Below are 11,587 nucleotides of genomic sequence, written 5' to 3'. Positions count from 1 at the left end.
GAGATTCAACAATGCGAATGATCGGAAAAGCAGGTAAGGCAGCCGCAATAGCTGCCATTGCAGCGCTGGCGCTGACCAGTTGCGGACGAGCAGAAACCCCGTCCGCAGGTGCGTCCAGCGGTGCCGCCGGATTCGAGCAAAACTCCTCGATCGGCGTCGCGCTTCCCCAAAAGACCAGTGAGAACTGGGTCCTGGCCGAGAAGCTGTTCAACGACGGCCTCAACGGTGCCGGGTTCAAAGCTGATGTGCAGTTCGCCAACGGTGGCGTCTCCGAGCAGCAGAACCAGATCAGCGCCATGGTCACGAAGGGCGCCAAGGTCATCATCGTGGGCGCCATCGACGGCTCCCAGTTGGGCACCCAGCTCAAGCAGGCCAAAGAAGCCGGCGCCACCATCATCGCCTACGACCGGCTGCTGCTGAACACCGACAGCGTCGATTACTACGTGGCGTACGACAACTTCAAGGTCGGCGTGCTCCAGGGACAGGCCCTGCTGGACGGACTCAAGGCCAAGAAGGCCTCGGGTCCCTACAACATTGAACTGTTTGCCGGTTCACCCGATGATGCCAACGCGAAGGTCTTCTTCGACGGCGCCATGAGCGTCCTGAAGCCGAAGATCGACGACGGCACGCTCAAGGTCCTCTCCGGCCAGAACAGCTTCGAACAGGCTGTGACGCAGGGCTGGAAGGCAGAAAACGCCCAGCGTCGCGCTGACACCCTGCTCACCGGCAGCTATGGCTCGGCATCGCTGGATGGGGTCCTCTCCCCCAACGACACGCTGGCCCGCGCCGTTATCACCTCAGTCAAGGCCGCTGGCAAGCCGATCCCCGTTATCACCGGCCAGGACTCCGAAGTTGAGTCGGTCAAATCGATCATGGCTGGCGAGCAGTACTCCACCATCAACAAGGACACCCGCAAGCTCGTTGAGCACGCCATCACCATGGTGAAGGACCTCCAGGCCGGCAAGGATCTGGAAATCAACGACAAGGACTCCTACAACAACGGTGTCAAAACCGTTCCGGCATACCTGCTGGAGCCGGTCATCGTGACTGCCGCGAACGTCAAGACGGCTTACGCCGACGATCCGGTACTCGGCCCGCTGACCAAGTAACACTCTCCACCGGAGCGCCCGGCACCCTCGTGGGTGTCGGGCTTTTCCGTGCCCGCAGCCGGTTCACTTTTCACAGCCGCACCACAGGTTGGCCCGCACGCCAGCACAGCAACACCCACGATTCTTGATTCGACGCCGGCCCTGCGCGCCGGCACCTGAATCTTAGGAGAATCGTGAGCGTCCTCGCCCCCAGCATAGGCAACGCCTTCAGAAACAAGGTCAGGACGGCGGCCGTCGTGGCGGTCCTCGCCGTCGCGATCGGCCTGGCACTGGCCATGTTGGTCGCCAACCAGGCAGTCGGCGCCAAAGTCCAGGAACTCAACGCCTCAGTGGGCACAGTCCTGACCGTCAATCCGGCCGGCGGCCAGGGCTTCGAAGGCGGCGGCGAACCGCTGACGGCCGCGCAGGCAGCCACCGCCGCCGGCGTCGCGAACGTCAGCTCCGTCGTCGGGACCTCAGCCCTGCGGTTGCGGAACGCCACCGAGGCCGCAGCAGGCACGACGGCGGGTGGCCAGGCGGGACCCGGCGGCCAGCCCGGTCCCGGTGGACAGGCCGCGGCGACGTTGACCACCAGCCTCACCGCTGCCATCGACGCAGGCACGCTCGGCACCCGAAACCAGGCCAGCGGGACGACCAGCGGCGCCACCCAGCCCGTGCGCGGTCCCTGCCGATCACGGCCACGGGCATTGACGCCGAGGTGGACGCCACCGGCAAGGCCCTAAATATCACCACCGGCACCGGCTTGGGCGACTACACGACCGCCTCCACCAACGCCCTGCTGGGCACCACCCTCGCGGAGAAGAACAACCTCAGCGTCGGATCCACGTTCACCATCAACGACCAGACGTACACGGTGGCCGGCCTGTTCGACGCAGGCACCGCGTTCGGCAACAACGCCGCCTACCTCACGCTGCCCACCGCGCAGACCCTGGCCGGCACCCCCGGCGAGCTCTCCAGCATGGTGGTCACCGTCGATTCGCTCGACAATGTCGCCACTGCTAAAACCGAGCTGCAGTCTGCCCTCGGCAGCACCACCGCCGATGTCACCCAAGGCCAGAACCTCGAAACCGCTGTCAGTTCACTGGGCAGTGTCAAGAACGTCTCGTTCGTGGCCTTCATCGCCGCCCTGGGCACCGCTGGCCTGATCATCTTGCTCATCATGGTGATGTTGGTCCGTGAACGTCGCCGCGAAATCGGCGTCCTGAAGGCGATCGGCGCCCCCAACCGCACCATCGGCCTGCAATTCGTCCTGGAGGCCCTGGTGCTGGCCGCTATGGGCAGCGCAGTGGGCGCCATCATTGCCTCGTTCGCCAGCGGCGGCATCGCCTCGGCGCTAGTCAGCACCAACACCACGACGACGGCGGCCACCACCGGACGCGGCGCAGCCATCGCCGGGGCGGCCGGCGGAGCTGGCGGTGCCGGCTTCCCGGGTGGAGGCACCGGTTTCCCCGGCGGCCAAGGCGGTCCGTTCGGCGGCGCCTCCCAGCTGCTGACCTCGGTGACGGCCAGCGCCTCCCCCGGGGTGATCGCCGGCGGAATTGCAGCGGTCTTCGGTGTGGCCATTATCGGTGCACTGGTTCCAGCGTTGCTGACCGCGCGCATCCGTCCCGTCGAAGTCCTGCGAGGAGAATAACCATGATTGAAGTCAAGAACCTGGTCCGTACGTTCAAGTCCGGTGACCGCACCATCAAGCCGGTGAACGATGTCAGCTTCGAATTGGAGAAAGGATCGCTCGCCTCGATCGTGGGGAAGAGTGGGAGCGGCAAAAGCACGCTGCTGTCACTGCTCGGCGCACTGGACAAACCCACCAGCGGCGATGTGGTGGTAGACGGCGTAAGCCTGGCCAGCATGCCCGACGGCAAGCTTACCGAGTACCGGCGGCGCGACATCGGCTTCGTCTTCCAACAGTTCAACCTCATCCCCAACCTCAGCGCCGTGGACAACATCATGCTGCCCCTGGAGTTCGCCGGCGTGCGGAAGCCGGCCCGGCTCAAACGCGCCCAGGAACTGCTGGAACAGGTGCAGTTGGACCCGGAAAAGCACATCCGCAGAACCAACCGGCTCTCCGGCGGCGAGCAGCAACGGGTGGCTATCGCAAGGGCGTTGGCCAACGAACCCAAGCTGATCCTGGCCGATGAACCCACCGGAAACCTCGACGAGCAGACCGGCGAGCACATCATCGAACTGCTCAGCTCCCTCAGCCGCGACCACAACACCACCATCCTGGTGGTGACGCATGACAGGAGCCTCGCGCTGAAGACCGACCGCAGGTTCCGTCTGCAACAGGGCAAGCTGACTGAGGAGGTTCGTTCGGCCAGGGTGGCCTAGAGGGTTGGGGTGGGAGGATGGTCCCATGAACGCCTCCATCGCCACCCCGTGGCTTTCGTCCCAGGCCAACCAGGACCCCACGGCAGCAACCGGCCGCCCGCTGCGGTGGGGGTTTGTCTCCACCGGCAACATTGCGGCCACGGTCGCCAAGGACCTGGCGTTGTTGGCGGACGCAGAACTGCATGCCGTCAGCTCGCGCCAGCAGCTGGCTGCCGAGGCCTTCGCCAAGAAGGCAGGTTTCGCCACAGCCTACGGGGACGACGGCGGTGTTCCCGGCTACCAGCGCCTGCTGGCGGACCCGCTGGTGGACGTGGTCTACATTGCAACTCCCCATGCGCAGCACTTCGAGATCGCCTCGGCTGCCCTTCGAGCAGGCAAGCACGTCCTGTGCGAGAAAGCACTGACCATCAATGCTCGTGAGGCTGCCGAGCTGGTGGCTTTGGCCGGTGAGCTCAAGCTCTTTCTGATGGAGGCGGTGTGGAGCAGGTTCCTGCCGAGCATGCAGCGGATGTTCGGCATCGCCGCATCAGGTGAGCTCGGCCAGATCCAGTGGGTCAGCGCCGACATCGGCTTCCCCGCGCCGGCAGACTCAACCAGCCGCCTCTGGAACATCAACGATGGCGGCGGCGCGCTCCTGGACATGACGGTCTACCCGCTGCTGTGGGCACTGGGAACGCTCGGATTTCCCCAGTCCGTCAGCGCCCTGGGTACCCTGACGGAAAACGGCGTCGACGCCCAGAACGCCCTGACCCTGGGCTACGAATCCGGCGCGCAGGCCCAGCTGACGTCAAGCCTGCTGGCCCACGGCCCCAAAACCTGCACCGTGGCTGGTTCGCTGGGGTACCTGCAGGCAACGGGCTCAACCAACAACCCCCGCGAACTGAACATCCAGATCGGCTGGGACACCCAACGCACGGAACAGTTCGAGACGGGCCATGGCTACACGTACGAGCTGCGTGAGGTGACCCGCTGCATCCAGCAAGGCCTCCTGGAGAGTCCGGTCATGCCACTCGAGGATTCGCTGAACGTCATGCGCCTGTTCGACGGCGTCCGGTCACAGCTTGGCATCCGGTACCCCAACGACGCTCGGTAAAGTGAGGGCCGCCGTCGGCCACCAGCACACAAAAAACCGCTGGCCCGCAGAGAAACTCTGCGGGCCAGCGGTTCAAGGACAGGATCAGCCCAGGGTGGCGATGACCTTGTTCAGCGTCTCGGACGGGCGCATCACAGCGGCAGCCTTGGCGCTGTCCGGGCGGTAGTATCCGCCCAGGTCAACGGCGGAACCCTGCACCGCGGCCAGTTCGCCCACGATGGCTTCCTCATTGCTGGACAGCTCGGCGGCGATCGCGGAGAAAGCTGCTGCGAGTTCGACGTCGGCCGTCTGCTTCGCCAGCTCCTCGGCCCAGTAGCGGGCCAGGAAGTAGTGGCTGCCACGGTTGTCGAGGTCGCCTACGCTGCGGCGCGGGGACTTGTTTTCCAGCAGGAACGTTCCCGTGGCGCGGTCAAGGGTGTCGGCGAGGACCTGCGCGCGGGCGTTGCCCGTGGTGGTGGCGAGGTGCTCGAAGCTCACGGCCAGGGCAAGGAATTCGCCCAGGCTGTCCCAGCGGAGGTGGTTTTCCTTGACCAGCTGCTGGACGTGCTTGGGGGCTGATCCGCCGGCGCCGGTCTCGAAGAGTCCGCCACCGTTCATCAGCGGAACCACGGAGAGCATCTTGGCGCTGGTGCCCAGTTCGAGGATCGGGAAGAGGTCCGTGAGGTAGTCGCGGAGCACGTTACCCGAGACGGAGATGGTGTCTTCGCCCTTGCGGATCCGCTCGATGGTGAACGCGGTGGCGTCCACGGGCGAGAGAATGCGCAGGTCAAGGCCGTCGGTGTCGTGATCCTTGAGGTACTCGGTGACCTTGGCGATCAGGTTGGTGTCGTGCGCGCGGGTTTCGTCCAGCCAGAACACGGCGGGCGTCTGGGAGGCGCGGGCACGGGTGACGGCGAGCTTGACCCAGTCGCGGATGGGGGCATCCTTGGTCTGGCAGGCGCGCCAGATGTCGCCCTCGGAGACGGTGTGTTCGATCAGCACGGTGCCGGCTTCGTCCACGATCTGAACGGTTCCAGCTTCCTGGATTTCGAAGGTCTTGTCGTGGCTGCCGTATTCCTCGGCCGCCTGCGCCATGAGGCCAACGTTGGGAACCGTACCCATGGTGGTGGGATCGTAGGCGCCGTTGACGCGGCAGTCATCGATGACCACCTGGTAGATGCCGGCGTAGGAGCTGTCCGGGAGGACCGCCAACGTGTCGGCTTCCTTGCCGTCCGGGCCCCACATGTGGCCGGAGCTGCGGATCATGGCCGGCATGGAGGCGTCAACGATGATGTCGGAGGGGACATTGAGGCTGGTGATGCCCTTGTCCGAATCCACCATGGCCAGGGCCGGACCGTCTGCCAGGCCCTTGGTGATCAGCGCCTGGACACCTTCGCGGACGTCGGTGGGCAGGTCGTCGAGCCCGCTGAGGATCGCCGCCAGGCCGTTGTTGGGGCTGACGCCCGCGGCGGCGAGCTGCTTGCCGTAGGTGTCGAAGAGTTCAGCGAAGTAGGCCTTCACCACGTGGCCGAAGATGATCGGATCGGAGACCTTCATCATGGTGGCCTTCAGGTGTGCCGAGAACAGCACGCCTTCTTCCTTGGCCCGGGCAACCTGCGCCGTAAGGAACTCGTCCAGGGCGGCGGCGCGCATGATGGTGCCGTCGATGACCTCACCGGCCAGAACCGGGAAGGCCTTCTTCAGGACCTTGACGGAGCCGTCTTCGCGGACCAGCTGAATCTCAATGGTGCCGGCCTTGTCGATGACGACCGACTTTTCGTTGGCACGGAAGTCGTTCTCGCCCATGGTGGCCACGTTGGTCTTGGAGTCGCCGCTCCAGTCACCCATGGAGTGCGGGTTCTGGCGAGCGTAGTTCTTCACGGACAGCGGCGCGCGGCGGTCCGAGTTGCCTTCGCGCAGCACCGGGTTAACGGCGGAGCCCTTGATCTTGTCATACCGCGAACGGACGGCGGTTTCCTCGTCGGAGGACGGGTTGTCCGGGTAGTCCGGCAACGCGTAGCCCTGGCCTTGCAGCTCGGCGATGGCGGCCTTCAGCTGCGGGATGGACGCGCTGATGTTGGGCAGCTTGATGATGTTCGCTTCTGGCGCCTTCGCCAGTTGTCCCAATTCCGCGAGCGCATCGCCAGCGGCTTGCTCCGGCGTCAGGTAGTCACCAAAGACGGCGATGATGCGGCCAGCGAGCGAGATGTCGCGAGTCTCCACCTCCACACCTGCGGTTGAGGCGAATGCTTCAACGATGGGCAGGAACGAATAGGTAGCCAGCATCGGCGCTTCATCGGTGTGGGTGTAGATAATTTTGGACATGCGCGGGGGTCTCCCTGGAGTTCGGCTTGATGGTGAAATCCGGTCTAATGCACCACCTACAAACTTACCCGAGGACGCCGATTTGGTCCCTACCGGCCGTCCCGCATTACCACCTGGGTGCGGCCGAGTGCACTTTTCGAACGTACGACGACGGCACGCACCTGAGTGCCGCGCCGCCGTCGTGCGCTGCCTTCTGCTGACGCTTCCGGGCAATACACGAGATGTCACTCTTATTTACAAACTTGTCATATGGCGATATGTTCCCTAAGTCACACCAGTTCCTCCCCGGGAGCTGGCTACTTCGTTCAGACAGGACACCCATGACACGCACACGGTCCCTGGCAACCAGCCTCCTGACCTTCTCCGCGGCCGCCATCCTGGCACTCAGTGCAGCCGGATCGGCCAACGCCGCCCCGACGAAAGACACCACCCCCTCCGTCACCGGCACGGCGGTCAACTCCGCCGGTGCCGCCGACTACTGGACCGCCGACCGCATGACCAGCGCCATCCCGGCCGACCAGCGCGCCAACAGCGCAGTGCAGCGCTCCCTCGGTCTGGAGCGGGCCTTGGTTGCCAAGGGCGCACCGTCCTCGGTGGAACCTCTCGCCGCCACCACCCCCGTCCTGCGGGCCGCCAGCGAATCCCCCGTGGCGCACATCGGCAAAATCTTCTTCACCCAGGCCGGCCAGAACTACGTGTGCTCCGGCAACTCCGTGGCCGCAGCCAACAAGAGCACGGTGTCCACCGCCGGGCACTGCCTCAACGAAGGCCCCGGAGCGTTCGTCACCAACTTCGTGTTTGTCCCCGCCTACAACAACGGCGCCGCACCGTACGGCAAGTGGGCCGCCAAAGCCCTCTACGCCCCCACCCAGTGGTCCGGCCAGGGCGACATCCAGTACGACACCGGCTTCGCCGTGGTTTCCCCGCTCAACGGCCGCACCCTTGCCGACACCGTTGGCGCCTCCGGAGTCCAGTTCAATGCCGCCCGCGGACTGACCTACAAGGCCTTCGGGTACCCGGCTGCTTCCCCGTTCAACGGCCAGACCCTCAAGAGCTGCGCCGGGACCGCCACCAATGACACCGTCAACCCCGGCGGCACCACCCAGGGCATCCCCTGCGACATGACCGGCGGCTCCTCAGGCGGCCCGTGGTTCGTGGGCAGCAGCTCCACCGGCAAGCAGAACTCCGTGAACAGCTACGGCTACGGCCAGAACTCCACCAAGATGTACGGCCCGTACTGGGGCTCAGTCATCCAGCAAACCTACGCCACCGCCGCTGCTTCGTAAGCCGGCACTGACACCCGGCTGAATTGCAACGGCGGCCGTCCCACGTGAAGGGACGGCCGCCGTTGCTGTGGACTGGGCCCACGCCGGCAGGGTTCCCTGGCCGAGCTTGCGAGGCGAGGGTGCCGGTGGGGACTAGTGGAAGAAGTGCCGTGCGCCGGTGAAGTACATGGTGATGCCGGCAGCGTTGGCTGCAGCAACCACTTCGTCGTCGCGAACGGATCCGCCCGGCTGGACCACGGCGCGGACGCCGGCGTCGATCAGGATCTGCAGGCCGTCAGCGAACGGGAAGAACGCGTCCGACGCCGCCACCGCACCACGGGCGCGCTGCGGGGCATCCGCTGAATCGGCGTTGGAGGCCCCACCGGCGCCGTCGACGTCGGACTCCACGGCCACACCCAACGTGTTGGCCCGTTCGACGGCGAGCCGGCACGAGTCCAGGCGGTTGACCTGACCCATGCCGATACCGACGGCGGCGCCATCGGCTGCCAGCAGGATCGCGTTGGACTTGGCGGCGCGGCATGCGGTCCACGCGAAGGCCAGGTCGGCGAGGGTCTGCTCGTCTGCTGCGGCGCCTGCGGCGAGCGTCCAGTTGGCTGGATCGTCGCCGTCGGCGTCCACCTTGTCCGTCATCTGGACCAGAACGCCGCCGGAGACCTGGCGGATTTCCGACGGGTAGCGGCCGTAGCCCTCAGGCAGGGTCAGTAACCGGATGTTCTTCTTCTTGGCGAGGATTTCCACTGCTTCCGGCTCGAAGGACGGCGCAATGACCACCTCGGTGAAGATCCCGGCCACGGTGCGGGCCATGCCGGCAGTGACAGTGCTGTTGGCGGCGATGACGCCACCGAACGCAGACACCGGATCGCAGGCGTGCGCCTTGGCGTGCGCATCGGCGATGGGGTCTTCGGCGTCCTTGGAACCAACAGCCACACCGCACGGGTTGGCGTGCTTGATGATCGCGACGGCGGGCTCCGCGAAGTCGAACGCGGCGCGCAAGGCGGCGTCGGCGTCGACAAAGTTGTTGTAGCTCATGGCCTTGCCGTGGATCTGGTCCGCCTGCGCGATGCCAGCCGGTGCAGCCTTGTCCACGTAGAGCGCGGCCTGCTGGTGCGGGTTTTCGCCGTAGCGCAGCACCTCGGAGCGCTCCAGTGACAGGCCAGCGTAGGCGGGCCAATCGATGATGCCGTCGCCGTCCTCGTCCAGGAACTGGCTGGCAGTCCAACTTGCCACGGCGGTGTCGTAGGACGCGGTGTGCGCGAACGCTTTCGCTGCCAACCGACGTCGGGTCTTCAGGTCGAAGCCGCCCTCCGCAGCTGCGGTGACCACGGCTGCGTAGAAGGTGGGGTCCACGACGATCGCGACGGCGGCGTGGTTCTTCGCGGCCGAGCGCACCATGGCCGGACCGCCAATGTCGATCTGCTCCACCACGTCGTCCTGCGCAGCGCCGGACTTCACGGTCTCGACGAAGGGATAAAGGTTCACCACCACCAGATCGAACGCCTCGATCTCCATGCCGGCGAGGGTTTCCATGTGCGCGGGGACGCGACGGTCGGCGAGGATGCCGCCGTGGACGCGGGGGTGCAGGGTCTTCACGCGGCCATCGAGCATTTCCGGCGAACCGGTGACTTCCTCGACCTCCTGGACGGGGATGCCTGCGGCGGCGATGCGCTTGGCCGTGGACCCTGTGGAGACCAGTTTGACGCCGGCTGCGTGCAGGCCGCTGGCCAGTTCCTCCAGCCCGGTCTTGTCGTAAACCGAGATCAGGGCCCGTCGAATGGGGACTCGGTCGATGGATACGCGCTCATGCTGCGTGGAACTCACAAATGTCTCCGTCTTAATCTCGCGAGCCAGGCCGCGGTTGGTGGGGATAGGGCAAGTTTATCGCGACTGGCCGTATGCGCCGCCTGGTGGCCGGAGTGTGAACTAGGTCCCGTCTGGTGCTGGCTGTCGGCCGGCGGCGCTATGGTTTTTGCAGGAGGCTGCAATGAATACATATACCGCTGTGCCCAGTGGCGAGCAGGTGGTCCAGGAACTGCCCTGGCGGTGGAAGGTCCAGGGGCGTATTTTCCTGATCGGCGGACTGGGGTTCATGTTCGATGCCTGGGACGTGACCCTCAACGGCATTCTGATTCCGTTGCTCTCCAAGCACTGGAACCTTTCGGCCGGCGAAGTGGCGTGGGTGGGGACGTCCAACCTTATTGGCATGGCGGTGGGTGCGTTTGTCTGGGGCACCATCGCGGACACGATCGGGCGCAAAAAGGCCTTCACGGCGACCTTGTTGCTGTTCTCGATCTTCACGGTCCTGGGCGCCTTCTCCCCCGACTTCATCTGGTTCTGCGTCTTCCGTTTCATGGCGGGCTTCGGCCTGGGCGGCTGCATTCCGGTGGACTATGCGCTGGTAGGTGAGTTCACCCCTCGGAAGCAACGCGGCAAGGTGCTCACGGCCATGGATGGTTGGTGGCCGGTGGGCGCTGCGCTGGCTGGATTCGTATCGGCCGGCCTGGTGGCGGTGTTCGGCGACTGGCGGCTGACCATGTTGGTGATGGTCATTCCAGCGCTGATGGTGTTTTGGGTCCGGCGTAGCGTGCCCGAATCGCCGTTGTTCCTCATCCGCAAGGGGAGGCGGGAGGAAGCAGCCAAAGTCATCGACGGGCTGGTGCTCGCCACCGGCGCCGAACCACGGGCCTACAGCCTGCCGGATGCTTCCTCGGTGCCACGCCTATCGCCGGGCAGCGCGTGGCATCAACTCCGGGCGGTCTGGCAGTTCAACTGGAAGATCACCGCCACAGCCTGGTTGCTGTTCTTCAGCATCCTGTTGGTCTACTACCTGTCCCTGACCTGGATGCCGCGGATCCTCATCCAGGCCGGGTTCGAAGAATACAAGGCGTTTGTGACCACCGCGTCCATGGCAGCGGTGGGCCTGCTCGGCGTGGTCGTGGCTGCCTTGTTGGTGGAGCGCGTAGGCCGCAAGTGGATCCTGGCCGTCACGGGTCCGTTGTCCGCGGTAACGCTGGTCATCGTCGCCTTCGTGGTGGACATTCCCACGGCTGCGGTGTTTTGGCTGCTGGTGTTTGGGTTTGTGGTGCAGATCGCCATCCCGGTGTTGTACACGTACGTTTCAGAGCTGTACCCCACGGAGCTGCGCGGTACCGGCTTTGGCTGGGCATCGACGTTCTCCCGGCTGGGGGCTGGGTTGGGTCCACTGATCTTCGCCAGTTACTTGTGGCCCGAGCTCGGGCTGGCAACTTCGTTTGCGCTGGCTGGCGGACTCGTGGTGCTGGCCGTGGTGTGGATGGCCTTCACTGCGCCGGAAACCAAACTGCGCCGGCTGGAGTAGCGCCCCACACCCCCCTCCCAACTAGGTAGCGCTAACCCTCTTTGCCAGGCTGGTTGTGAGTCATTCGCTGATTAGTGAGGAGGCCTGGTGATGACTGGGACGCCGGGGTATACGCGGGAGCAGATCCGTGAGT

Annotated in this window: 7 protein-coding genes and 1 pseudogene; 6 read left to right on the top strand and 2 right to left on the bottom strand. The window is 65.2% G+C overall.

Translation table 11 applies throughout. The features are described from left to right. Positions 1–11 precede the first annotated feature (11 nt). The 4 genes and pseudogenes from PSET11_RS09455 (at position 12) to PSET11_RS09440 (ending at position 4,530) form a co-directional block, all read left to right on the top strand. A complete protein-coding gene (locus tag PSET11_RS09455; RefSeq protein ID WP_124091855.1) occupies positions 12–1,109 on the top strand; it encodes a substrate-binding domain-containing protein in 1,098 nt (365 codons plus the stop codon). A gap of 173 nt (positions 1,110–1,282) precedes the next feature. Then, positions 1,283–2,742 (top strand): annotated as a pseudogene (locus PSET11_RS09450) (ABC transporter permease). 2 nt (positions 2,743–2,744) lie between these two features. Beyond that, positions 2,745–3,437, top strand: coding sequence for an ABC transporter ATP-binding protein (locus PSET11_RS09445; protein WP_124091854.1), 693 nt, complete (start codon positions 2,745–2,747; stop codon positions 3,435–3,437). Positions 3,438–3,462: 25 nt separating this feature from the next. After that, the gene (locus PSET11_RS09440) at positions 3,463–4,530 is read left to right on the top strand and encodes a Gfo/Idh/MocA family protein (protein ID WP_124091853.1); all 1,068 of its coding nucleotides are present in this window, start codon (positions 3,463–3,465) and stop codon (positions 4,528–4,530) included. A gap of 84 nt (positions 4,531–4,614) precedes the next feature. Here the strand turns inward: PSET11_RS09440 and PSET11_RS09435 are convergent, their stop codons facing one another. Beyond that, on the bottom strand, positions 4,615–6,834 hold the full coding sequence (locus PSET11_RS09435) for an NADP-dependent isocitrate dehydrogenase (protein ID WP_124091852.1): 2,220 nt from the start codon (positions 6,832–6,834) through the stop codon (positions 4,615–4,617). Positions 6,835–7,154: 320 nt separating this feature from the next. On the opposite strand from PSET11_RS09435, the gene PSET11_RS09430 reads away from it, so the two are divergent. Continuing rightward, entirely contained in the window at positions 7,155–8,120 is a 966-nt protein-coding gene (locus PSET11_RS09430; RefSeq protein WP_124091851.1) for a trypsin-like serine peptidase, read from the top strand. A gap of 132 nt (positions 8,121–8,252) precedes the next feature. Here the strand turns inward: PSET11_RS09430 and purH are convergent, their stop codons facing one another. Continuing rightward, positions 8,253–9,938, bottom strand: a complete 1,686-nt coding sequence (gene purH / locus PSET11_RS09425) for a bifunctional phosphoribosylaminoimidazolecarboxamide formyltransferase/IMP cyclohydrolase (RefSeq protein WP_124091850.1) — start codon at positions 9,936–9,938, stop codon at positions 8,253–8,255. A 163-nt stretch (positions 9,939–10,101) separates the two neighbouring features. Between purH and PSET11_RS09420 the strand changes: the two genes are divergently transcribed. Next, entirely contained in the window at positions 10,102–11,454 is a 1,353-nt protein-coding gene (locus PSET11_RS09420) for an MFS transporter (RefSeq protein WP_124091849.1), read from the top strand. Positions 11,455–11,587 lie beyond the last annotated feature (133 nt).

This window comes from Arthrobacter ulcerisalmonis (genome assembly GCF_900609065.1).
Taxonomy (GTDB): Bacteria; Actinomycetota; Actinomycetes; order Actinomycetales; family Micrococcaceae; genus Arthrobacter; species Arthrobacter ulcerisalmonis.
This window is presented reverse-complemented; position numbering and strand designations above follow the sequence as displayed.

What these genes read in the sequence shown, in the direction of transcription:
- PSET11_RS09445 (WP_124091854.1), top strand. Translation starts at nt 2,745, where the DNA reads ATGATTGAAGTCAAGAACCTGGTCCGTACGTTCAAGTCCGGTGACCGC.
- PSET11_RS09440 (WP_124091853.1), top strand. Translation starts at nt 3,463, where the DNA reads ATGAACGCCTCCATCGCCACCCCGTGGCTTTCGTCCCAGGCCAACCAG.
- PSET11_RS09435 (WP_124091852.1), bottom strand. Translation starts at nt 6,834, where the DNA reads ATGTCCAAAATTATCTACACCCACACCGATGAAGCGCCGATGCTGGCT.
- PSET11_RS09420 (WP_124091849.1), top strand. Translation starts at nt 10,102, where the DNA reads ATGAATACATATACCGCTGTGCCCAGTGGCGAGCAGGTGGTCCAGGAA.
- PSET11_RS09430 (WP_124091851.1), top strand. Translation starts at nt 7,155, where the DNA reads ATGACACGCACACGGTCCCTGGCAACCAGCCTCCTGACCTTCTCCGCG.
- PSET11_RS09455 (WP_124091855.1), top strand. Translation starts at nt 12, where the DNA reads ATGCGAATGATCGGAAAAGCAGGTAAGGCAGCCGCAATAGCTGCCATT.